Raw genomic sequence first — 23712 nt, 5'->3', positions numbered from 1 at the left:
TAATGTGCTAATGTGCCGATATGCCAATGTGCCAATTGGCTGCGCACAATTAATTATTCAATTTTATGAATGGCCGTCTTACCAATTGGCACATTGGCATATCGGCACATTCATGCATTATTTCTTCGCCTGTTCGAGCAATTGTTTCCCCTTCTCAATGGCTTCTTCAATCGTACCCACATTCAGGAAAGCCTGTTCGGGCAGATCATCCACCTCGCCATCCAGAATCATACGGAAACCTTTGATCGTATCTTCTATGGAGACCATCACACCGGGTACGCCGGTAAACTGTTCGGCTACGGAGAAAGGTTGCGAAAGGAACCGTTGTACACGACGTGCACGATTCACAAGCGTCCTGTCTTCATCCGAAAGTTCTTCCATACCCAAAATCGAAATGATATCCTGCAACTCTTTGTTACGCTGAAGAATCTGTTTTACCCGCTGTGCCACTTCATAATGCTCCTGCCCCACGATATGCGGATCGAGAATACGTGAAGTGGAAGACAACGGATCTACCGCCGGATAGATGCCTAACTCCGTTATTTTACGGTCGAGTACCGTAGTGGCATCGAGGTGGGTAAAAGTAGTTGCCGGTGCCGGGTCGGTCAAGTCATCGGCAGGCACATATACAGCCTGTACAGATGTAATAGAACCGTATCGGGTTGAAGTGATCCGCTCCTGCATAGCTCCCATCTCTGTTGCTAACGTAGGCTGATAACCCACTGCCGAAGGCATACGTCCCAACAATGCCGAAACTTCAGAACCGGCCTGCGTGAAACGGAAAATATTGTCGATAAAGAACAGAATATCCCGTGGTCCGTCACCTTCCGAATGCATATCACGGAAAGATTCCGCTACCGTCAATCCGGACAAAGCCACAGAAGCACGTGCTCCCGGCGGTTCATTCATCTGACCGAACACTAATGATACCTGCGATTTCTTCACCTCCTCATAGTCAATTTTCGACAAATCCCAATGTCCTTTCTCCATGCTCTCTTTGAAAGCTTCTCCATAGCGGATAACCCCGGATTCTATCATCTCACGGAGCAAGTCATTACCCTCACGGGTACGCTCTCCCACTCCGGCAAATACAGAAAAACCATTATGTTTCTTGGCTATATTGTTAATCAGCTCTTGGATAAGCACCGTTTTGCCTACACCGGCGCCACCGAATAAACCGATTTTACCACCTTTTGAATAAGGCTCAAGAAGGTCGATTACTTTGATACCTGTATACAGCACTTCCTGTACAGTGGTCAAATCTTCAAATTTAGGGGGATCACGGTGAATGGAATAAGCCCCCTCACGGCTAAGCTCTTTCATACCGTCAATAGAATCGCCGACAACATTCATAAGTCGTCCTTTAATCTGTTCACCTACCGGCATGGTGATCGGCCCGCCCGTCGGATATACTTTCATACCACGCTGCAAACCGTCGGTACTATCCATTGCAACAGTTCTTACCGTATTTTCACCAATGTGTTGTTGCACTTCTACAATCAGAATTTTGCCGTTCGGCCTTCTTATCTCCAACGCATCGTGTATGCTGGGCAACACCAGTTCGGCCTCCGTACCTTCAAAGTACACATCGACCACAGGCCCGATTACCTGAGAGATATGTCCGATAATCTGTGACATAAGCAATCTTTTTATATATTATTTTCTAAACTTCATAGCATAGCAAGTCGCGTTTTTATCAACTTTACTATTAAAATAACGTCTGAGATTTTGTTTTGTTCACACACCCGTCAATACAAGTAGTTAAACAAACAACTGTGCAAATGTAGAAACAATTGTGATTCATTATTCTCATTTGCTTTTTTTTTGTTTTAGATAACATTCGTTAGGCCTAAAAATACTACTAACAGACCGATAATCACAACAAAAAAAGAGTATTTCTAACCAAAATATTATCTTAAGATTCATTTTATCAGAAAAACGTTTTTACCCAATCGAGTTTTCTGCATTTATCGCAAGAGTCAACTCATTAGATTGCAAAAGAGATAGTAAAGAGGACAACGAGTTTCGTGTCCGAGCACAACAAATTCGCCATAATGATCCGGAAAATGTAAGAAATCATAGCTTCCGGATGATCTGAAAAGATGATTATTAATTTTTGCAAACGATAAAATGTAATTATTATGACCATACGGCCCTGTTTTTCTTTATCGGATGTATGACTGCACGCCTTCACATACTTTTTGTGAAGTTATCAAAATCATAACTATCTCCCATCACCCCATATGAGACAACCGGACACAAGATCACCGGGAAGCATGCATATCATCATATAAAATACTGATATACTGCATTATATAAATCTAATATTTAAGATATAGAAATACGTATTTAAGGGTATGTTAATAACGTATTCTTAGATGCAAAAGATTCATTTTATAAAGGAAAGAAATACATTCTTTATCGGCAAGAATATAATAGCCCTAATGAACTGTTAAGAATGTTAATGAAAAGTGCCCCGTCACATCTATCATAACGGGGCACTTCATCTATGGATATTATTTTCACAAAGTATTTTTATCAGAATACTTCCACTTTTTCTGCTATACGTTTTGCCTTATCACGTAATGTATCCAGATCGGAGCCCAGAGGAGCATAGCAAAGAACAACTCCCATACGACGATTCACACGGGTAAACGGTTTACCAAAAATACGCAGGTAAGTATCTTCTTCTTTAGTCACCTCTTCCATACCACGATATTGCGGACGTTCCTGACTGGCAATCGGAGACAGAATCACTGCGCTCGCTCCTATCCTCTCCTGCTTAATGCCCGGAATAGGTAAGCCCAATACGGCACGCAGATGAAGTTCGAACTCATTCAGATTTTGTGTTCCGGCCAATGTCACCATACCGGTATCGTGCGGACGCGGAGAAAGTTCGGAGAAATATACCCCGTTGTCATGGCTCAAAAAGAATTCCACTCCCCACAAGCCAGCCCCGGTCAAAGCTCTTGTCACCTTCTCTGCCATCTTCTCAGCTTCTTTCAGATGAGCAGGATCGATATGCGCCGGCTGAAAACTTTCGCGATAATCTCCCCCCTTCTGTACATGTCCGATAGGCGGGCAAAACAGCGTCGGACCGTTTTTCTGGGTGACAGTAAGCAAGGTTATTTCGCTATCGAACTTGATGAACTCTTCAATAATAAGTTCACGGATATCACCACGACTGCCGTTGCAACCATACTCCCATGCATGTTCCAATTCGTCGGCGCTCTTCACCAACGACTGGCCTTTGCCGGAAGAAGACATCAAAGGTTTAACCACGCATGGGAAACCGATCTTATCGGCAGCTTCTTTCAATTCGTCCAAAGAAGTGGCATAAAAATATTTGGCGGTTTTCAGTCCCAATTCCTTAGCAGCAAGGTCGCGTATGGCTTTACGGTTCATGGTAAAGTTCACCGCACGGGCACTGGGCACTACCTGAATGCCTTCTTTCTCGAAGTCATACAAACGTTCGGTACGGATAGCTTCGATCTCCGGCACGATAATGTCCGGCTGATGTTTTCTGACCGCACGCTCCAATGCCTCACCATCGAGCATATTAAATACTTCACATTCATCGGCCACCTGCATAGCCGGAGCCCCGGCATACGAATCGCAGGCAATGATATACTGTCCTTTACGCTGAGCGGAAATAACAAACTCTTTTCCTAATTCACCGGAACCGAGTAAAAGTATTTTTTTCATGATTGAATATTTTTTAAATAATATGCAAAAGTAATGTTTTTCGATGAAACTTATTCAAATGACGAAGAGTAAAGATATAAAAAATGTCCCTGACCATCTTCAAACAGACAACCAGGGACTACATAATGAAAAATAAAGTAAAAAAAAATATTAAAGTACAATATTTATTGATGCTGCTCACGCAACAAATCATTCACGGTCTTCACCGGATTGAAAGTAGAAAGCGGCACTTCAACGAATACTGTATTCCAATCACTCATCGCACCGTTCCACAAGCCGGGAAGCTCCAGTGCTTTCAGGTCTTTGCCGTTCTTTGATTTATAAGAGATAAATCCGGTGGCTTTGTCTACATAATTCACCAAATCGAATTTATGTCCTTTATAATCACGCACAGCACATACAAGATCTACCGGATTAAAATGTGTTCCTTTTTCAAACATCTCTTTTGCAGCAGCATTATTCATATCGATCTGCGAGCTTTCCAATATCTGGAGAGAAATAGTACCGTCACTATTGTATGCAAGGAACGGGCCGCCACCGGGTTCGCCCACATTCTTCACCATACCGCATACACGCATCGGACGATTCAGTTTCTTCTTCAAGTACATTGCCAACTCGGAATCTTCAAGATTCTTCGTTTCCGGATTCTTACAGAATAAGCTCTTTTGTACAAACTGAAGGATTTCCATTACCTGATCATGAGAGTAATCACCGCTATCGAGCAATTCCAAATATTCGAAAGTCTGTTTCTGCAAAGCAACCAGCACACCGGCTATCAGCTTCTTATACAATACCGTATCCGCCTTCAATCTGTCCGGCACCACATTATCTATATTTTTTATAAAGATGATGTCGGCATCCAAATCGTTCAGATTCTCAATCAATGCTCCATGACCACCCGGACGGAAAAGCAATTTACCATTATCGCGGAAAGGCTGATTGTCCATATCGGCAGCAATCGTATCGGTACTGGGCTTCTGCTCTGAAAAAGTAATGTTATACTCAACACCGTAACGTTTTGCAAACTCTCCGGCTTTCTCGGCCACCAATACTTTGAAAAGTTCGCGGTGTTCCGTAGAGACTGTGAAATGTACATTTACCTTACCGCTCTTTCCGGCGGCATACATAGCACCTTCTGCCAAATGCTCTTCAAGCGGAGTGCGCGAACCTTCTTCATATTTATGGAATTTGAGCAACCCTTTGGGTAAAGCCCCATAGTTCAATCCAGCTTCTTCCAACAAAGCCGCAACCACAGCTTTGTAATTTCCTTCACCCATCAATCCGGGAATATCTTTTCCTGTCATACGCCGGCAAGCCACATTCAAATCATCATAAAATGCATATTTATCGATACCTTCAAAGAATGCCTGTTCAAACTTCGTCGTAGGCCGTTCATAGTCAGCTCCTAAAAACTCAAACAGATTCTTGAACATACGACTGGCAGCTCCCGAAGCAGGAACAAACTTTACAATCGTCTTATCCGTATTCTTATATGCATCCCATGCTGCAAGATATGCTTCCTGTTCATCTGTGGCAGGAGCCAGAATTCCCTTCTCTACAGACGCTGCCGCATCCAACTTTAAATATGGAAAACCTTTTTCGAAGCAAGCCAGTTGCTCGGCTATCTGTGCTTCCGAAATACCTTTTTTGGCAAGCAACTCTTTGTCTTGTGGTGTTATCATACGTATCTAATTTTATTAATTGATGCCCAAAAATACAAAATGTTATTTAGTTATGCTCTTTTACTAAACAAAAAAAACTACTTTTACAGCAAAATAATAATTAGCCAATGTGCCAATATGCCAATGTGCCAATTGCCATGCGGTACATTTTTTCATAGCGCAGCCAATTGGCACATTGGCATATTGGCACATTGGCTAATTATTCAATTGGTACATTTAAATGATTATTTATCATGGAGAATATTTCATTTTTCACCCCAGAAGAGAAAGCTGAGCTATTCGCTTTATACAAACAACTGATACGGACAGCAGGAGAAAGTATCACAAAGGATGACACCCGGAAATTGAAAAAATACCTTATTCATGCAGCACAGTGTAATCATCTTTGCCGCAATAACTTTGGTATGAATCCTGTAATCAGAGATTTACAAACGGCTGTTATAGTAGCCGATGAAATAGGAATGAAAGGTTCGTGCCTGGTGGGAATCATGTTGCACGAAATCGTAAAAAATAACGTATTACCGCTCACAACCGTACGCAGTGAATTCGGAGAAGATGTAGCAAGTATCATTACCGGGTTGGTAAAGACAAACGAACTTTACGCCAAAAGTCCGGCCATCGAATCGGAAAATTTCCGTAACCTGCTCCTCTCATTTGCCGAAGATATGCGGGTGATTCTGATCATGATTGCCGACCGCGTCAATATCATGAGGCAAATCAAAGACTCCGACAACGAAGAAGACCGTGTTAAAGTAGCCAATGAAGCAGCCTATCTGTATGCTCCACTGGCTCACAAGTTAGGGTTGTACAAGCTAAAATCCGAATTGGAAGACCTGTCACTAAAATACACCAAACGGGATACATATTACTTCATCAAAGACAAACTGAATGAAACAAAAGCGTCCCGCGATAAGTACATCGCATCCTTTATCGAACCGATCAAACGAAAAGTGACAGAAGCCGGCTTGAAGTTCGACATCAAAGGACGCACCAAATCCATTCATTCCATCTGGAATAAAATTCAGAAACAAAAAACATCTTTCGAGGGCATCTACGATCTCTTTGCAATCCGTATCATCATCGATGCGGAACCGGATAAAGAAAAGCAGGAATGCTGGCAGGTATACTCCATTGTGACAGACATGTACCAGCCCAACCCGAAACGCCTGCGCGACTGGCTTTCCATCCCGAAAAGCAACGGTTACGAATCACTCCATATCACAGTAATGGGGCCGGAAGGAAAATGGGTGGAAGTACAGATCCGTACCCGCCGAATGGACGAAATAGCCGAACGGGGACTGGCTGCCCATTGGCGCTATAAAGGAATAAAAGGAGAAACCGGACTCGATGAATGGCTGACTTCCGTACGCGAAGCACTTGAAAACCCGGACAATGATTCACTGAAAGTGATGGATCAGTTCAAAATGGACTTATACGAAGATGAAGTATTCGTATTTACCCCCAAAGGAGACCTTTTCAAACTGGCCAAAGGAGCGACCGTACTCGATTTTGCCTTTCACATTCACAGTAAGCTGGGATGTAAATGTATCGGTGCAAAAGTAAACGGAAAAAATGTACAGCTCAAACAAAAGCTGAACAGCGGTGACCAAGTGGAGATTATGACATCGAACACCCAGACGCCCAAACAAGACTGGTTGAACATTGTAACAACTTCCAAAGCACGCACCAAAATACGCCAAGCCCTGAAAGAGATGGTGGCGCGCCAGCACGATTTTGCCAAAGAGACACTGGAACGCAAATTCAAAAACAGGAAAATGGAGTATGATGAGGGTACGATGATGCGCCTCATCAAACGATTGGGTTATAAAGTAGTAACCGAATTCTACCAGGCCATTGCCGACGGTACGCTGGATGTAAACGACTTACTGGATAAGTATACCGAATTGCAAAAACGTGAAAGTGATACGCACGATGAAATCACCTATCGCAGCGCTGAAGGGTATAACCTGCAAAATCAGATAGAAGAAGGTAATACGAAAGAGGACGTACTTGTTATCGACCAGAATCTGAAAGGATTGGAATTTAAACTGGCCAAATGCTGTAATCCCATCTATGGAGATGATGTTTTCGGTTTCGTTACCGTTTCTGGAGGTATTAAAATCCACCGTGCAGACTGCCCGAATGCCGATCAAATGAGAGAACGTTTCGGATACCGTATCGTAAAAGCGCGTTGGGCAGGAAAGTCGCAAGGCACGCAATACCCGATCACGCTCCGTGTAGTAGGACATGATGATATCGGAATCGTAACCAATATAACTTCGATTATCTCAAAAGAAAACGACATCACTTTGCGCTCAATCGGTATCGATTCGCACGACGGTTTGTTCTCGGGCACAATGACCATCATGGTGGGTGATACCGGACGTCTGGAAGCTTTGATAAAAAAATTACGGACGGTAAAAGGGGTAAAACAGGTAAGTAGAAATTAAATAATGTATCAATGTGCCAATATGCCAATGTGCCAATTGGCTGCGCTATAAAAAAAACATACCGCATGGTAATTGGCACATTGGCATATTGGCACATTAAAAAATTATTTTCATGGAACCATTTAGTATAAAAAAACGTTTGAAAAGTTTCACGTATGCCGGGAAAGGGATTAAGAGTTTTGTCTGCCGGGAACATAACGTATGGATTCATTTGAGCATTGCCTTACTGACAATTATGGCAGGTTTCTTTTTTGAGATACACCGGATTGAATGGATAGCCATCATTATCTGTATCGGCGTTGTCATTGCAGCAGAAGCCTTCAATACGGCTATTGAAAGACTGGTCAATCTTACATCACCGGAATGGAATCCGATAGCAGGCGAAGTAAAAGACATTGCAGCAGGTGCAGTACTGATATGTGCCGTTGCTGCGGCAATTGTAGGATTGGTTATCTTTATACCTTATATATAAGCCTCTCCGCAGGAGAGGGAGTAACCTTAGCCCCCTCTCCCACGGAGAGGGTTGGGGAGAGGCCTCACCCTCTTTCTTTTAAAATAAGGATAAGCCAATAGCACAAAAAATAAAAGTGCTATAGGAGACACAATACGTCCCAAGTGATAAATGGACTCCACTGACGATTCTACACTCATATAACAGGCAACAGCAACTCCCAAAGACATTCCGGTTTCCCATGCCAAAAGATAAGTCGTATTAGCCGTACCGCGCTGACAGTGATGTGATAACTTCACAAATATCAATAGAAACTCCGGAGTAACCAAGCCCAAGCCTAAACCTAATAACATAGCAACAACAGAGGTGGGCAACTCTTCCAAAAGAGTGAAAGAAACCATCATCAAGCTGATTCCCAATATGATTATTCTCAATGATTTTTCCTCCCGGTAGACCAATTTAGCCAATAATACGGAAAAAAGAAACCCCACTCCCACAATTGCAAAAAACGGAATTGTTATCTTACCTATCAAGACATCACTCAATGAGTGATGAAACACCGGCAACAACAATCCCGGAATAAAAGCAATCAAAGCAAAATTAAGAGCGGGCAACCATCCACGAGGCAAAAGGAAACGATCGGACGAACATAGTCTTGTTACGATCGGCGCCCTAAAAGGCACGTATACCCGGGATACAAAGAAAACTCCCACTAACCCGCATATAACCGAAACATACAACAGGATATGAAAATCATACCATTGATAAATCACCACTCCTAATGCAATACCGACCAGCATCCCTATCCGTGCAGCCCACGCAAAAGCGACATTGCCCGAACTGCGCAAATGGGTACCGGTAATATCGATAGCCAATGTAATGCCCGCCGTAGTAGCCATACCGAATGCAATTCCCTGCACCAAACAAAGCAACAACAACTGAGTGATATCGTTTACAAAACCATATCCCGCTGTTGCTGCAATCATAACGGCAAACGAAAAGGCACAAACATATTTACGTTTATAGGCATCTACCAGATAGGCATGAAAAGGCCCGATAGCAAACATTCCCAACGTAAGCAAAAGAAACATTGCTCCGGTTTGAGACACCGGAGCACCTAAACGATCTGCCATCTCTGCCGGAACAACCGGGAAAAGCATATATAAGGATATGAACAATAAAAAATTGGCAATACATATCCGTATAAAATGGATTGTCCACAATCGGTTTCCCATACAGATTTAGTATTGTTCCTTCTCGTTCGGGAAGTCGCAATTCTTCACATCCGAAACGTAACGGCTGATAGCATCCGTCATTACGGTGAACAAGTCGGCATAGCGACGCAGGAAACGGGGGCGGAAACCATTGTTCATACCCAACATGTCTTGAATAACCAATACCTGGCCATCTACATCACCACCGGCACCAATGCCGATAACAGGAATCGTCAATTCACTTGCTACACGCTTGGCCAATGCAGCCGGTATTTTTTCAAGAACCAATGCAAAACAACCGGCTTCCTCAAGCAGATGTGCATCACGAATCAATTTCTCCGCCTCTGCTTCATCTTTGGCACGAACCGTATAAGTGCCATACTTATTAATGGATTGCGGCATCAATCCGAGGTGTCCCATAATAGGAATACCGGCACAAAGAATGCGCTTAACCGTTTCGATAATCTCTTCACCGCCTTCCAACTTCAATGCGTCGGCATGGCTCTCTTTCATTATACGGATGGCGGAAGCAAGTCCTTCTTTAGAATTTCCCTGATAAGAACCGAACGGCATATCAACCACTACCATAGCACGCTTTACAGCACGTACAACCGACTTTCCATGATAAATCATCTGATCGAGTGTAATAGGAAGCGTAGTTACATTACCCGCCATCACATTGGAAGCAGAGTCACCGACAAGAATCACATCCATCCCGGCACCATCTACAATCTGTGCCATAGTGTAATCGTAGGCAGTCAACATAGATATCTTCTCGCCTCTTTCTTTCATTTCTATCAGGCGGTGTGTAGTCACTTTTCTTGTATCATCTGATATATATCCAGCCATGTTTCTATATATTTATGGATTAATAAATAGGCCGCAAAGGTATAACTTTTAATTCATAACGAACAAAAAAAAGGAAAGAATTCATAACCGGACAAGTCAAACAAACTGACTACTAAATGGTCAACAACTTGTCATAAGTCATTCCGGTAAAGTCGTCGATGATGTAATCGGCTTTGCCGGCAATGGCTTCACGAGAATTAGTAGTGGCCAAGCCGATCACCTTGGCACCGGAAGAGCGTCCGGCCTGCAAACCGTGGAAGGAATCTTCAAAAACAAAACTATTTTCCGGAACCGTTCCAAAAATCTCCATTCCAAGCAGGAAACAATCGGGAGCCGGTTTGGAACGCTTAAACATGTCTCCGGTAAGAATACGGTCGAATTGTTCTTTAAATTCGGGATGGGTCCGATAGACGTTTTCCATTTTTTCATCATTGGAACTGGTAACAAGTGCTATCTTGACATTATGGCGACGCAGCTCTACAAGGAAATCCTGTACACCCGGAAGATATTCGTATGCCATATCTTTTTCAAACAGATTGAGATCAGAAGTGATCTGCTCCCGTACACTGACAAGTTCTCCTGCAAAATGCTTATCATAAATCTGTGTCAGAGTCTGTCCTTTAATACCCGGGCCGAAATTCTTCACATGCAGATATTTCTCTCCCTGCTCATTCCAAAAGATGGTATATTGCAGTTCTGTGTCCATGATAACGCCGTCAAAATCAAATAATGCGGCAATTGTTTTCGTAGTGTCCATATAAACTTTCTTTTACCTTTAAACGTTAAACGTTGTATTAACTCGGATGCAAAGTTCAGAATAATCGACGGATAAGACAAATAATTCGTACCTTTGCACCACTTAAAAAACTGTAACGAACCGACATATGGCACAGCAAACCGATCCACGTATCTTAGGAACCGAAAAGATTGGGAAACTCCTATTGCAATATTCCATTCCCGCTATTATCGGAATGACCATCACCTCGCTTTATAATATAATAGACAGCATCTTCATCGGACATGGTGTAGGTGCCATGGCTATTTCCGGACTGGCTATCACTTTCCCGTTAATGAACCTTGTAGTGGCTTTCTGTGTACTTATATCCGCCGGTGGTGCCACTATTTCATCCATCCGGCTGGGTCAGAAAGATATAGACGGAGCTACGGAGGTATTAGGAAATACATTGATGTTGTGCCTTATCAACTCGGTAGTATTCGGAGGAATCGCTTTTCTTTTTCTGGATCCGATATTAAACTTCTTCGGTGCCAGTCCGGCGACTCTCCCGTATGCACGCGATTTCATGCAAGTTATTCTGTTGGGAACTCCCGTCACTTATACCATGATAGGCCTGAACAATGTGATGCGCGCCACCGGATATCCTAAAAAGGCAATGCTGACATCCTTGGTCACTGTTTTGGCAAATGTCATTATAGCTCCTATTTTCATCTTCCATTTTCACTGGGGAATCCGTGGTGCCGCTATGGCAACCGTTGTTTCTCAATTTATAGGAATGGTATGGGTAGTGCAACACTTCCGCAGTAAAAACAGTTTCGTACATTTCCATCACGGATTCTGGCGATTGAAGAAGCGCATCGTAGGAAGCATTTTTTCTATTGGCATGTCGCCCTTCGCCATGAATGTCACCGCTTGTGTAATCGTTATCATCATTAATAACGGTTTACAAAAATACGGCGGTGACATGGCAATCGGTGCCTATGGCATCATGAACCGGCTATTAATGCTTTATGTAATGATTGTAATGGGGCTGACAATGGGAATGCAGCCGATTATCGGCTACAACTACGGAGCGCAAAAACAAGATCGTGTGAAGCATACGTTACGATTGGGAATTATCGTCGGGGTACTGATCACCAGTAGCGGATTTATCATCTGTGAACTGTTCCCGCATGCGGTTTCGGCCATTTTCACCGATAGTGAAGAACTGATAAATATGGCGGCAACAGGTTTGCGTATTTGTATTCTGATGTTCCCTCTGGTAGGTGCTCAGATTGTGATTTCCAACTTTTTCCAAAGTATCGGAAAAGCTAAAATCAGTATCTTCCTCTCGCTGTCGCGACAATTGGTATATCTCTTACCGGGACTTTTGATATTCCCCGGTTGGTATGGTCTGAACGGTATCTGGATAAGCATGCCCGTAGCAGACGGACTGGCATTCATTACCGCAATCATCATCCTGACGGTCTATACCAGGAAAATAAAAAATACGGTTTCATAACCGTTATCTTTTCCGGTAAGGTCTCGCGCTCTCTTATCGACATAAAAACCTCATTCAGCGTCGAAATTTTCCCCAACGTCTATCATTTTTGCAGCAGTTATTATAGGTACGTATCTTCGCATACGTCAAAAAGAATAATAAACTGTAAGAAATATGATAAATGTAAGAAGATTGACAGTGATAACACTCTGCGTAACCGGCAGTAGCATAAGCGGTAATATTCTCCGGGCACAAGACAATCCGGCTATGGATATTTCTGTAACTCCTGCCACAGAACAAACAGTAGAGAACGGTTCTCAGCAGTTCCCTGACGAATGGACGCTACAGAATTGTATCGATTATGCCTTGGAACAAAACATTACCTTGCGCAAAAGCCGTATCACGGCAGAAAGTACCGCAGTCGATGTGAAAACAGCTAAAGCGGCACTCTTTCCTAACCTCTCGTTCTCAACGAGCCAAAACATGATAAACCGTCCGTATCAGGAATCGAGCAGTACTGTAAGCGGATCGGAAATTATCCGTAACAACAGTAAAACCAGTTACAACGGAACGTATGGACTAAATGCCCAATGGACTATTTACAACGGCAGCAAGCGTCTCAAGACCATCGAACAGGAAAAGTTAAACAATCGTGCAGCTGAACTGGACGTAGCAACCTCGGAGAATGATATTGAAGAGACAATCACCCAAACCTACGTACAGATACTTTATGCTGCTGAATCGGTAAAGGTGAACGAATCTACCCTTGCTCTGAGCCAGGCGCAATACGAACGCGGCAAAGAACTCTTTGCTGCCGGAAGCATCTCCAAAGCAGATCTGGCACAACTGGAAGCACAGGTCAGTACCGACCGCTATCAGCTTGTTACTGCACAGTCCAGTCTGCAAGATTACAAACTGCAGCTTAAACAACTCCTTGAGTTGGACGGTGAGGAAGAAATGAATCTCTATCTGCCTACATTAGAGGACAGTAATGTACTATCTCCGCTACCCACCAAAACAGATGTATACCAAGCTGCTCTTGCCCTGCGTCCGGAAATAGAATCAAGCAGACTCAATGTACAAGCGTCGGAACTCAACATCGATATAGCCCGTGCAGGATATATGCCCAGTATCAGTCTGAGTGCAGGTATCGGCACAACCAATACAAGCGGTTCGGACTATACTTTCGCCCAGCAAGTGAAAAACGGATGGAACAACTCTATCGGAGTATCCGTGAGCGTCCCCATCTTTAATAACCGCCAAACGAAAAGTGCCGTACAAAAAGCCAAACTTCAACGTGAAACCAGCATGCTCAACTTGCTGGATGAACAAAAAAATCTGTATAAGGCAATCGAGGGTCTCTGGTTGGATGCCAACACCGCCCAACAGCGTTACGTAGCTGCCCAAGAAAAACTGCGCAGTACACAAACCAGTTATGAACTGGTAAGCGAGCAGTTTAACATGGGCATGAAAAATACAGTAGAATTACTGACCGAAAAAAACAATCTCCTCAGCGCACAGCAAGAAACACTTCAAGCCAAATACATGGCAATATTGAATGCACAACTGTTGAAGTTCTATCAAGGAGAAGAAATTCAGTTATAAAGCAACAATAATGCAAAGTTTAATCAGGCATTATCGGTAGAGAAAAAACAGTAAATAATAAATTATAATATAAACCATATGAACAAGAAGAAAATTATCCTCATCGCTATCGTTATAATAGTGGTGGCAGGTGGTGCAATATGGATATTCAGTGGTTCGAAAGCCAAACACAAGATTTCGTATACCACTGTTACCGTAAGCAAAAGCGACATCTCCAATTCCGTAACTGCTACGGGAACTATCGAACCGGTAACAGAAGTAGAAGTCGGTACACAAGTCTCAGGTATCATAGACAAGCTATATGCCGACTATAACTCAGTAGTAAGCAAAGGGCAACTCATTGCGGAAATGGATAAAGTCACCCTTCAAAGCGAACTGGCATCCGCACAAGCTACTTACGACGGAAACAAAGCAGAATACGAGTATCAGAAAAAGAATTATGAACGCAGCAAGGGGTTGCATGAGAAACAACTTATCAGCGATACTGACTATGAACAGGCACTTTATAATTATGAAAAGGCCAAAAGTCAGTTTGATAGCAGTAAAGCAGCTCTGGCAAAGGCCGAACGTAATCTGTCATATGCCACCATCACCTCCCCTATCGACGGTGTAGTCATCGACCGGGCGGTAGAAGAAGGACAAACGGTAGCTGCCGGCTTCGAGACACCGACCCTCTTTACTATTGCCGCCGATTTAACCCAAATGCAGGTAGTAGCCGATGTAGACGAAGCTGACATAGGCGGTGTAGAAGAAGGACAGCGCGTAAGCTTTACGGTAGATGCTTACCCCAATGATGTATTCGAGGGGCGTGTAACACAAATCCGCTTGGGCAGCAGTAGCAGTACAAGCAGCAGTACAACCAGTACGACCACAAGCGTGATCACTTATGAAGTAGTCATCTCTGCACAGAACCCCGATCTGAAACTTAAACCCCGCCTGACTGCCAACATTACTATTTATACTCTCGACAAACAAGGAGTGCTCAGTGTGCCTTCCAGAGCATTACGTTTTACGCCGGAAGTTCCTTTAATCAGCCCGCAAGATATTGTAAAAGATTGTGAAGGCGAACATAAACTATGGACAAAAGAAGGAAATACGTTCACGGCCCATCCGGTACAAATAGGTATCAGTAATGGTATCAAAACAGAAATCACCAGTGGCATAAGTGAAGGCACTCAAGTTATAAACGAAGCCAATCTCGGTACAGATAACGAGTCACAACCGATGGTAGAGAATAATGGAGAGAACAAGGAGCAAAGTCCTTTCATGCCGGGACGTCCGGGAGGAAAAAAGAAATAATGTGCTAATATGCCGGTTGATTACCCAATTTCATTCACACATGTAATGACAACCGGCATATCGACATATTAAACAATGACCAATTATGGAAAAAAAAGTAATCGAATTACATAACATCAAACGAAACTTCCAAGTAGGAGAAGAAACCGTCCATGCTTTACGCGGCATCTCTTTTACCATCAACGAAGGAGAGTTTGTGACCATTATGGGTACATCGGGATCGGGAAAATCGACCCTGCTCAATACATTGGGTTGTCTCGACACTCCGAGTAGCGGTGAATACCTGCTCGATGGCATTTCCGTACGCACGATGAGCAAACCTCAACGTGCCATTTTGAGAAACCGTAAAATCGGATTTGTCTTTCAAAGCTATAATCTGCTGCCGAAAACGACTGCCGTAGAAAATGTAGAACTTCCTTTGATGTATAATGCAAGCGTCAGCGCTTCAGAACGTCGGCGCCGTGCCATCGAAGCATTACAAGCCGTAGGATTAGGGGATCGTTTGGAACATAAGTCCAACCAGATGTCCGGCGGACAGATGCAACGTGTAGCCATTGCCCGCGCTTTGGTCAATAATCCTGCTGTAATATTAGCGGACGAAGCTACGGGTAACCTTGATACACGCACCTCATTCGAAATCCTTGTACTCTTTCAGAAATTACATGCAGAGGGACGCACGATCATCTTTGTAACCCACAATCCGGAAATAGCTCAATACAGCAGTCGGAATATCGTCCTTCGTGACGGACAAATCAAAGAAGATACTGCCAATCAGAACATCCAATCGGCCGCAGAAGCACTGGCAGCTTTGCCACTGCCGGAGGAGGAGTAAGAAGATGATCGATCCGAAGATGTACGATTAGACGATTTACTATTTACGATTGGAAATACTTTTATTTACGGCTTGTTGATGAAAAGTATACCATTTAGCCAATTAGCCATTTTCTAAAGTAACCTCAATCGTAAATCGTAAATTGTCTAACCGTAAATCTCCCGGTCTTTAGATCGTTTAATCGTTAATTGCCTAATTATAAACAAAATGAATGGAACCAATTTATTCAAAATAGCCCTCCGGGCATTAGCCAACAATAAACTAAGGGCTTTCCTGACAATGCTTGGAATAATCATTGGCGTTGCCTCGGTTATCACCATGCTGGCCATCGGACAAGGTTCAAAACGAAGTATCCAGACGCAAATTGCTGAAATGGGATCGAATATGATTATGATACATCCTGGTGGCGACATGCGTGGAGGGGTACGTCGGGATGCTTCAGAAATGCAAACGTTGAAGTTGGAAAATTACGAAAAGTTACGCGATGAGTCCAACTATCTGGCCGGCATAAGCCCTAATGTCTCTTCTTCAGGGCAACTTGTCTATGGTAACAACAACTACCCGTCATCTGTCAATGGAGTAGGACTGGATTATCTAAGTATCCGGCAACTGACAATTGAAAACGGAGAGATGTTTACGGAAGCAGACATACAAAGTTCCGCAAAAGTATGCATAATCGGGAAAACCATTGTAGATAACCTATTCCCCGACGGAAGTGATCCCGTAGGACGTGTCATCCGTTTTGGAAAAATCCCTTTCCGTGTTGTCGGAGTTTTAAAATCCAAAGGATACAATTCTATGGGTATGGATCAGGATGACATCGTACTGGCACCTTACACAACGGTCATGAAGCGTCTACTTGCCGTAACCTATTTGCAAGGTATCTATGCATCTGCCCTTTCGGAAGACATGACCGACTATGCTACGGAAGAGATAACCAGAATTTTGCGTCGTGAACATAAACTGAAGGATTCGGATGAAGACGATTTCACCATCCGTAGCCAGCAAGAGCTCAGTACCATGCTGAATTCTACCACCGATTTAATGACAACCCTATTAGCCTGCATTGCCGGCATTTCTCTGGTAGTAGGCGGTATCGGCATTATGAATATCATGTATGTATCTGTTACAGAACGCACACGGGAGATCGGTCTTCGCATGTCAGTCGGTGCACGTGGAATCGATATCCTCAGCCAATTCCTTATAGAAGCCATTCTGATCAGTATCACAGGAGGTATCATCGGAGTCATTATCGGCTGCGGTGCCAGTTGGATTGTAAAAAGTGTAGCCCACTGGCCTATCTTTATACAGCCTTGGAGTGTTTTCCTATCGTTTGCCGTATGTACCATTACAGGTGTATTTTTCGGATGGTATCCGGCTAAGAAAGCTGCCGACCTCGATCCGATAGAAGCGATCCGATACGAATAACAGGTGATTTTTATTATCTTTGCACATTATGAAACAATATACCAACAACCACATTCGGTTTGCCGAAGTCCTGACCCATGTCATCGGTTGGGGGATTGTATTCGGATTTCCGTTTTTTATCATCAATCGCGGAGGAGAAGCAATTGACTGGATGGGATACTTGCGCCATAGCGGAGTCTCCCTCTCCTTTTTTATAGTATTCTATCTCAATTACTTCTTGCTTATACCCCGATATTTATTCAGTGGACGCATCCGCGAATATATGTTGCTCAACCTCGCGTTGATCATACTTATGAGTGGCGGTCTTCATCTATGGCAAAGCGTCCTTTTTGGCAATACTCCACCGAAAGCTCCCCGTAAAGATCTGCCTCCTGGTTGGATTTTCTTTGTTCGGGATATGTTCTCAATGGTACTTACCATCGGACTGTCCGCAGCAATCAAAATGAGTATTCGCTGGGGACAAGTAGAAGATGCCCGTCGTGAAGCCGAAAAGAGCCGTACTGAAGCTGAATTGAAGAACTTAAGAAATCAATTGAATCCACATTTTCTACTCAACACCCTGAATAATATTTATGCACTTATTGCTTTCAATACAGACAAAGCGCAATTAGCCGTACAAGAACTGAGTAAACTTCTCCGTCACGTATTATATGATAACCAACAGACCTACGTCTCATTAGGAAAAGAAATGGACTTTATACGCAATTATATAGAATTAATGCGTATTCGTCTTTCTTCTAATGTGACCGTAGAAACACATATCGATATCGCTCCGGATAACCGGACAGAAATAGCCCCCCTAATTTTTATTTCACTTATAGAAAATGCATTCAAACATGGCATCTCTCCCACAGAGCCCAGTTTTATACGCATTTCTTTTTCTGAAGGCAACGGCGAAGTGAAATGTGAAATTACCAATAGCTATCATCCCAAAGCCGAAACAGATAAAAGTGGTTCGGGCATCGGATTGGAGCAAGTAAGTAAAAGACTGGAATTAATCTATCCGGGGCGTTATCAATGGCAACGCGGAACAAGTAAAGATAAAAAAGAGTATTCATCGAAATTAGTGATTAAAGTAGTGATGAGTGAATATCACTAATCCACTCATCACTAATCTCTCTAACCACTAAAATTATGACTCTAAATTGTGCTATCGTAGACGACGAGCCTCTGGCTCTTGATTTATTGGAGAGTTATGTCAATAAAACTCCATTTCTCGCGCTGGCTGGTAAATATTCCAGTGCAGTACAAGCGATGAAAGAATTACCGGGCAATCCTGTCGATCTTCTTTTTCTCGATATCCAAATGCCCGAACTGAACGGTCTGGAATTCTCTAAAATGGTAGACAGCCATACTCGTATCATATTTACCACTGCTTTCAATCAATATGCTATTGACAGTTATCGTGTAAATGCCCTCGACTATCTGTTAAAACCAATCTCTTATGTAGATTTCCTACAAGCTGCCAATAAAGCATTACAATGGTTCGAGCTTGTACAGAAGCCTGAAGAGATTGAAAGTATTTTCGTAAAAAGCGATTATAAACTCATCCAGGTGGAACTGAAAAAGATTCTCTATATTGAAGGATTAAAAGATTACATTAAAATATATACAGAAGACCAACCGAAGCCCATCCTTTCATTAATGAGTATGAAAGCAATGGAAGAATTACTCCCTCCCAACCGTTTCATGAGGGTACACCGTTCGTTCATCGTACAAAAAGACAAAATACGCATTATAGATCGTGGTCGAATTGTTTTTGACAAGACCTATATTCCTGTCAGTGACAGTTACAAACAGCCTTTTCAAGCCTTTCTTGATGAAAGAAGTTGAAAAAAGAGTCGTTTATCGGTAAAAAACGCCGATTTGTCTATTCCTGTTTGTTTAATAAATAATAAATACATATCTTTGTACCGAACAGAAAAGGAGTTGTGAAACTCTGAGAATAGAATAGTTTAGTTAAGTCTAGTTTAGTTTTTGTGTTAAATGGCTTCCTCGTCGGCGGACGAACAAGGAAGCCATTTTTATATAATATTTTAATACTATTTCATATATACAAAAACTGTACCAAAACAAAACACAAGTTCTATGACTTTGTTGGTACAGTTTGAATTCCAATAACCGCACACTGTTTATTCTCAAAAAAGAAATTATCTCATTTCTTTTGGTATGTGGGTTCTTGTTATTAATGAGCTTCCTGCTTCGTTGAAATAATAAACCAATGATTGGGATTAGACACTTTTGTGAATTTTAGCTCTTGAGGATAAATATTATTATCCGCTTCGATAATGAACTCATTTTCTCCTTCTTTAGAGAGGAAAGTAAGTAACGGTTCATAAGCTTTATAATAATATTGTGCACTCATAGCATAGCCCTTCCACAGGATACGGATATGGTCAGTGGTTCCTTCCACTATCTCATACTGAGTTGTATACACACTACCGATATTATCCCGACAAACAGCCAAAACGGCCTGATAATTCTCTTCGGGTTCAAACGGATTGGCATATAAGCCAAGATAGAAATCATTGAACTCGGTGTTAAAATCACTATTCATTATATAAACCATACTGTTCCATAACTGACGAAAACGAGTACTACTGCGCTTATTTGCAAAATACCAAGTATCCGTTGTCTGGTTAAAAATACGGTTAATCGAAAGAGTCCCTATTTCTATTGTATTTTCATCATCCTTATAGACAAGTTTTTGAGTAGTATCGTCCCAAATAAAATGATCAACAGTAACCCCTCCGATAGTGACAGGCTGGGCACACTGTACTCCCTCAACTGTGAGTACAAACGACATTACATGAGTCTCAACTGCTTCGTCAGTCGTATAAGACAAATTGAAACAACGTGCAAATGAGCTCTTAGCTAACATACTCACAGGCTTTCCATTCAAAGTCATATCCAAATATTTGGTATCTACCAAAGTCGCCATCTTATCGATTTTGGACAAATATTCGCTCCAAGATACATCTGTAGATAACCTATGCAATTCCACTCTCTGATAGGTCTTTTTACCTTTGAGTACAATATGGTCAGAAGTATGCTCCATAACATAGAATTCGTAATCACCTCCGAATCCTATTCCATCCGATTGAGGGTCGGAAAACTGATGAAAAATCCTATTATATGTGTCAAATGACAATAAAATGCCATTTTCATGTTTTAATGTATACATGCCCGATTCTTTCCGGGTATTGTCTCCACTCACCGCTTTCTCTGCAGAAAACGTGGCCATGCCGTCCTCGTCAAACGACACAAGCAACTGATATCCTCCATACTGTGAAGCATTGGGAAAATACTCCATTATCCACCCGTTTTCCGCTTCCTGAAGATCCTCACGGCATGCTTTTTCTTCTTCCGTAAGGCGTTCATTTGAATTTCCATCATAAATATCTTTTTCTTCACCTGTACATGAGCCTAAGAAGAAAAGAGTTATGCTAATCAAAATAAATAGTATCTTTTTCATATCGGGTACAATTATCAAAGTGAATCAAGTTCCGTTGAACGTCTTGCAATAGCCTCTCTCAATTTATCTATATCAATATTCCAAGCTGTTTTTAACCATTCACGAGCTATTTTCAGCTTAGAAAGAATGACCGTTTTCCCATTTCCGGTACCGGTATCCTGTTTATCCGGTAATTCGTCTTTGGCTTCTTGATCTGTAAAAGTAGCCTGACGAAGTATTTCGTTCCAATCGGCATCCGTACGAGTCAGATAGTTGGCAATCACCTCCACAAAATCCTCACGTGCCTCACTACTGGCATAATTACCTACAAATCCCATACGCTGGGCTTGCTCATTAGTACGATTCATCCATCCCGTAGGAGAATAATTACTTACAGAAATCTCATTAAATTCAGTAGGATAATTCTTAGTCTGATGCAAAATATGAGCAAATTCATGATGCATCGTACGGAAATAATATAAGTTCAAAAGCTCTATATTGGTTTTATCCAGTGAATTGATTTTGTACAAGGTAACCTTGAGCCCTTTATCGGCAGTACCCAATACCTCTGTCTTTGAATCCGGATTGACAGCCGAAGAACCGATCAAATTAATAATACGCGGTCCGTATTGTTTCATAAAAACTTCACCGCATACTTCATCATAAGCTCCCAGCCAAAGATGCTTAATTAATTTAGCCATCTCTTTCGCTTTATCCAATTCAGCCGGCACCAGATTATAACTCATATCAGTCTCGATATCCTCGAGTTGATATTTTAAATCAATATTATATGGTTGCACATAATTCGCCAATAACCAATTATCGAATTCATTTCGTTCAACAGTCATTTTCCTGAATTTACTGTCTTCCAAATCATCTTCGCCACACGAAGTAAAAAATGGCACAAACACCATGAACAGAAATGAATAAAGGATTGCGTATTTCAAATTTCGTATCATATTCATATATTTCTTTTGTATCATTCAATAAATCTTCTACCTGGGATTGGGAGTAAGCCCTGCACCGATCACATCTGTAGGTATCTGGATGGCCCTTCTCAAATCATCCACTTTCAAAACATCCTCGTTACCACCACTGATATTGTGTGTAACTTCAATACCATAACGTTTGATATCGAACCACCGCAAACCCTCATGAACAGTCTCTATTCGCCGTAGATGCAATATACAATTAACAAAATTAAGCTGCTCCCCATTTTCAATAACAAATTTCGGATGTAAATCTTTTTTTGTCCTTTCTGTAGCCTGACTGCCGTAATACTGATTGATTGCAGAACGTGAAACAGTTGTACCTGAAGCATGTGTATCACACCAAGCTTGTATATCGGCTACAGCACGATCATAATCTTTCTGGTAGATAAATGCTTCGGCACGGCAAAGTAAAAGTTCATCGGTAGTAAAAGCAGTAGTAACAATATGTGCTTGGCCGATACCGGCAACCTTATCAGTATATTCGAAATATTCTATCAGTTTTGGAAATACCAATCCATATTCCTGAGTACCGAATAGCTTATCAAAATATTTCAGTGAACGCTCATTTCCCCAAATACCGGCACTTAACAATGTTTCCAGCATTTTAGCAATAGGATGCCCATAACGCCGATACGACTTATAAACTCCGGTCATACGGGCATAAGCCGATACCGCAGTCTGCAAAAGCAAATTGCTCCCCTCTTCTGCCTTTATATATTGATTCCCAACTTCAAAGTAAGAAGAAAGCGACGGATAGGAAGAATAATCGCGCAACAGACTTACCGGAGAATCACCTAATACTTTATCTGCATATTCTATTACCTTATCGTACTTTCTATAATAGAGATAGAAACGCGCCGCAAAAGCATTGGCCGCCTTACTATTGAAATGATATTTGGACACAGAATAAAGATCATCATCAATAAGCCCTATCCCCTCCTCAATATCCTGTGCAATATTCTCATAAACAGATTTCACAGTACCTCGATCATAATTCTTGCTAACAATAGTTTCCCGTTCTTTTACGTAAGGTATTCCTAAATCAGTATCACTTGTCTGTTCATTATAAGCCTGTGAAAAAACATTGACCAGCATAAAATGACTGTATGCCCGGCATAGTAAAGCTTCTCCACGTTGTGCATTCAACTCGCCTGCATTGTCCGATTTTTCGATGGCTTCCAAAGCCTGATTAGCCACAGCAATAGCCTCATAATATCCTTCCCATAAATGTGTAGGCGAATCTATACTCTTTTGTGTAGAAGATTCCCATCTGTAATACTCCTCCACCACTTGACTCAAAGTTCCATAGTTCACCCCATTGTCTTTTATATTATCCGATGAGGTTTCTCCCAACATACAAATAGAAACGGTAGGGTAAGCCGATACCAATAAATCCGTTATATTATCTTCTGAGTCCAGATTAGCTCTGTTGTCAGGCAATTTATCCAGATAACTGTCACAGGAAGTATTCATCCATAAGAAAGCCAATCCGACAAAAGTATGTATTATATATTTCAGTTTCATATTCAATTCAT

18 protein-coding genes are annotated in these 23712 nt (G+C 42.1%); 9 read left to right on the top strand and 9 right to left on the bottom strand.

What is annotated here, in order from left to right:
- Window positions 1–117 precede the first annotated feature (117 nt).
- The 3 genes from atpD to RB604_RS13690 form a co-directional block, all read right to left on the bottom strand.
- A complete protein-coding gene (gene atpD / locus RB604_RS13700; protein ID WP_005932607.1) occupies window positions 118–1638 on the bottom strand; it encodes a F0F1 ATP synthase subunit beta in 1521 nt (506 codons plus the stop codon).
- A 900-nt stretch (window positions 1639–2538) separates the two neighbouring features.
- Window positions 2539–3705, bottom strand: a complete 1167-nt coding sequence (gene purT, locus RB604_RS13695) for a formate-dependent phosphoribosylglycinamide formyltransferase (protein WP_055294545.1) — start codon at window positions 3703–3705, stop codon at window positions 2539–2541.
- A gap of 164 nt (window positions 3706–3869) precedes the next feature.
- Window positions 3870–5387 carry a DUF4301 family protein gene (locus RB604_RS13690; protein ID WP_055294543.1) on the bottom strand — a complete coding sequence of 506 codons (1518 nt, stop codon included), beginning with the start codon at window positions 5385–5387 and terminating at the stop codon, window positions 3870–3872.
- Between the two features lie 233 nt (window positions 5388–5620).
- Between RB604_RS13690 and RB604_RS13685 the strand changes: the two genes are divergently transcribed.
- Together RB604_RS13685 and RB604_RS13680 are read left to right on the top strand one after the other, a co-directional pair.
- A complete protein-coding gene (locus RB604_RS13685; protein ID WP_055294541.1) occupies window positions 5621–7837 on the top strand; it encodes a RelA/SpoT family protein in 2217 nt (738 codons plus the stop codon).
- Window positions 7838–7949: 112 nt separating this feature from the next.
- Complete coding sequence (locus tag RB604_RS13680) at window positions 7950–8309, top strand: diacylglycerol kinase family protein (protein WP_005932620.1); 360 nt, start codon at window positions 7950–7952, stop codon at window positions 8307–8309.
- 26 nt (window positions 8310–8335) lie between these two features.
- Here the strand turns inward: RB604_RS13680 and RB604_RS13675 are convergent, their stop codons facing one another.
- From RB604_RS13675 to RB604_RS13665, 3 genes are all read right to left on the bottom strand, one after another.
- Window positions 8336–9523, bottom strand: a complete 1188-nt coding sequence (locus tag RB604_RS13675) for an MFS transporter (protein ID WP_055294538.1) — start codon at window positions 9521–9523, stop codon at window positions 8336–8338.
- 6 nt (window positions 9524–9529) lie between these two features.
- Window positions 9530–10351: a 3-methyl-2-oxobutanoate hydroxymethyltransferase gene (gene panB / locus RB604_RS13670; protein ID WP_005932625.1), complete on the bottom strand. Its 822-nt coding sequence runs from the start codon at window positions 10349–10351 to the stop codon at window positions 9530–9532.
- Between the two features lie 112 nt (window positions 10352–10463).
- Window positions 10464–11108, bottom strand: coding sequence for an HAD family hydrolase (locus RB604_RS13665; protein ID WP_007480663.1), 645 nt, complete (start codon window positions 11106–11108; stop codon window positions 10464–10466).
- Between the two features lie 127 nt (window positions 11109–11235).
- On the opposite strand from RB604_RS13665, the gene RB604_RS13660 reads away from it, so the two are divergent.
- The 7 genes from RB604_RS13660 to RB604_RS13630 all read left to right on the top strand — a co-directional run bounded on the left by RB604_RS13660 (window position 11236) and on the right by RB604_RS13630 (window position 19564).
- Window positions 11236–12588, top strand: a complete 1353-nt coding sequence (locus RB604_RS13660; RefSeq protein ID WP_055294536.1) for an MATE family efflux transporter — start codon at window positions 11236–11238, stop codon at window positions 12586–12588.
- A 153-nt stretch (window positions 12589–12741) separates the two neighbouring features.
- Window positions 12742–14172, top strand: a complete 1431-nt coding sequence (locus tag RB604_RS13655; protein ID WP_055294534.1) for a TolC family protein — start codon at window positions 12742–12744, stop codon at window positions 14170–14172.
- 78 nt (window positions 14173–14250) lie between these two features.
- Window positions 14251–15471, top strand: a complete 1221-nt coding sequence (locus tag RB604_RS13650; protein ID WP_005932633.1) for an efflux RND transporter periplasmic adaptor subunit — start codon at window positions 14251–14253, stop codon at window positions 15469–15471.
- A gap of 85 nt (window positions 15472–15556) precedes the next feature.
- On the top strand, window positions 15557–16303 hold the full coding sequence (locus RB604_RS13645; RefSeq protein ID WP_005932635.1) for an ABC transporter ATP-binding protein: 747 nt from the start codon (window positions 15557–15559) through the stop codon (window positions 16301–16303).
- A gap of 207 nt (window positions 16304–16510) precedes the next feature.
- The gene (locus tag RB604_RS13640) at window positions 16511–17731 is read left to right on the top strand and encodes an ABC transporter permease (RefSeq protein WP_007480655.1); all 1221 of its coding nucleotides are present in this window, start codon (window positions 16511–16513) and stop codon (window positions 17729–17731) included.
- 28 nt (window positions 17732–17759) lie between these two features.
- Complete coding sequence (locus RB604_RS13635) at window positions 17760–18830, top strand: sensor histidine kinase (RefSeq protein WP_007480653.1); 1071 nt, start codon at window positions 17760–17762, stop codon at window positions 18828–18830.
- Window positions 18831–18865: 35 nt separating this feature from the next.
- Entirely contained in the window at window positions 18866–19564 is a 699-nt protein-coding gene (locus RB604_RS13630; RefSeq protein ID WP_005932643.1) for a LytR/AlgR family response regulator transcription factor, read from the top strand.
- Window positions 19565–19916: 352 nt separating this feature from the next.
- Here the strand turns inward: RB604_RS13630 and RB604_RS13625 are convergent, their stop codons facing one another.
- Genes RB604_RS13625 through RB604_RS13615 form a run of 3 tightly spaced genes read right to left on the bottom strand, consistent with a single transcriptional unit; the run spans window position 19917 to window position 23701 of the window.
- Window positions 19917–21206 carry a DUF4302 domain-containing protein gene (locus RB604_RS13625; protein ID WP_007480651.1) on the bottom strand — a complete coding sequence of 430 codons (1290 nt, stop codon included), beginning with the start codon at window positions 21204–21206 and terminating at the stop codon, window positions 19917–19919.
- Between the two features lie 14 nt (window positions 21207–21220).
- The gene (locus tag RB604_RS13620) at window positions 21221–22144 is read right to left on the bottom strand and encodes a zinc-binding metallopeptidase (RefSeq protein ID WP_007480649.1); all 924 of its coding nucleotides are present in this window, start codon (window positions 22142–22144) and stop codon (window positions 21221–21223) included.
- Between the two features lie 36 nt (window positions 22145–22180).
- A complete protein-coding gene (locus RB604_RS13615) occupies window positions 22181–23701 on the bottom strand; it encodes a RagB/SusD family nutrient uptake outer membrane protein (RefSeq protein WP_007480648.1) in 1521 nt (506 codons plus the stop codon).
- Window positions 23702–23712: the final 11 nt, after the last annotated feature.

Source organism: Bacteroides salyersiae, from assembly GCF_031172035.1.
Classification (GTDB): Bacteria; Bacteroidota; Bacteroidia; order Bacteroidales; family Bacteroidaceae; genus Bacteroides; species Bacteroides salyersiae.
This window is presented reverse-complemented; position numbering and strand designations above follow the sequence as displayed.

Bases quoted from the DNA above. Each gene is read 5' to 3' on its own strand.
- atpD (WP_005932607.1), bottom strand. From the start codon at position 1,638: ATGTCACAGATTATCGGACATATCTCTCAGGTAATCGGGCCTGTGGTC.
- purT (WP_055294545.1), bottom strand. From the start codon at position 3,705: ATGAAAAAAATACTTTTACTCGGTTCCGGTGAATTAGGAAAAGAGTTT.
- RB604_RS13690 (WP_055294543.1), bottom strand. From the start codon at position 5,387: ATGATAACACCACAAGACAAAGAGTTGCTTGCCAAAAAAGGTATTTCG.
- RB604_RS13685 (WP_055294541.1), top strand. From the start codon at position 5,621: ATGGAGAATATTTCATTTTTCACCCCAGAAGAGAAAGCTGAGCTATTC.
- RB604_RS13680 (WP_005932620.1), top strand. From the start codon at position 7,950: ATGGAACCATTTAGTATAAAAAAACGTTTGAAAAGTTTCACGTATGCC.
- RB604_RS13675 (WP_055294538.1), bottom strand. From the start codon at position 9,523: ATGGGAAACCGATTGTGGACAATCCATTTTATACGGATATGTATTGCC.
- panB (WP_005932625.1), bottom strand. From the start codon at position 10,351: ATGGCTGGATATATATCAGATGATACAAGAAAAGTGACTACACACCGC.
- RB604_RS13665 (WP_007480663.1), bottom strand. From the start codon at position 11,108: ATGGACACTACGAAAACAATTGCCGCATTATTTGATTTTGACGGCGTT.
- RB604_RS13660 (WP_055294536.1), top strand. From the start codon at position 11,236: ATGGCACAGCAAACCGATCCACGTATCTTAGGAACCGAAAAGATTGGG.
- RB604_RS13655 (WP_055294534.1), top strand. From the start codon at position 12,742: ATGATAAATGTAAGAAGATTGACAGTGATAACACTCTGCGTAACCGGC.
- RB604_RS13650 (WP_005932633.1), top strand. From the start codon at position 14,251: ATGAACAAGAAGAAAATTATCCTCATCGCTATCGTTATAATAGTGGTG.
- RB604_RS13645 (WP_005932635.1), top strand. From the start codon at position 15,557: ATGGAAAAAAAAGTAATCGAATTACATAACATCAAACGAAACTTCCAA.
- RB604_RS13640 (WP_007480655.1), top strand. From the start codon at position 16,511: ATGAATGGAACCAATTTATTCAAAATAGCCCTCCGGGCATTAGCCAAC.
- RB604_RS13635 (WP_007480653.1), top strand. From the start codon at position 17,760: ATGAAACAATATACCAACAACCACATTCGGTTTGCCGAAGTCCTGACC.
- RB604_RS13630 (WP_005932643.1), top strand. From the start codon at position 18,866: ATGACTCTAAATTGTGCTATCGTAGACGACGAGCCTCTGGCTCTTGAT.
- RB604_RS13625 (WP_007480651.1), bottom strand. From the start codon at position 21,206: ATGAAAAAGATACTATTTATTTTGATTAGCATAACTCTTTTCTTCTTA.
- RB604_RS13620 (WP_007480649.1), bottom strand. From the start codon at position 22,144: ATGATACGAAATTTGAAATACGCAATCCTTTATTCATTTCTGTTCATG.
- RB604_RS13615 (WP_007480648.1), bottom strand. From the start codon at position 23,701: ATGAAACTGAAATATATAATACATACTTTTGTCGGATTGGCTTTCTTA.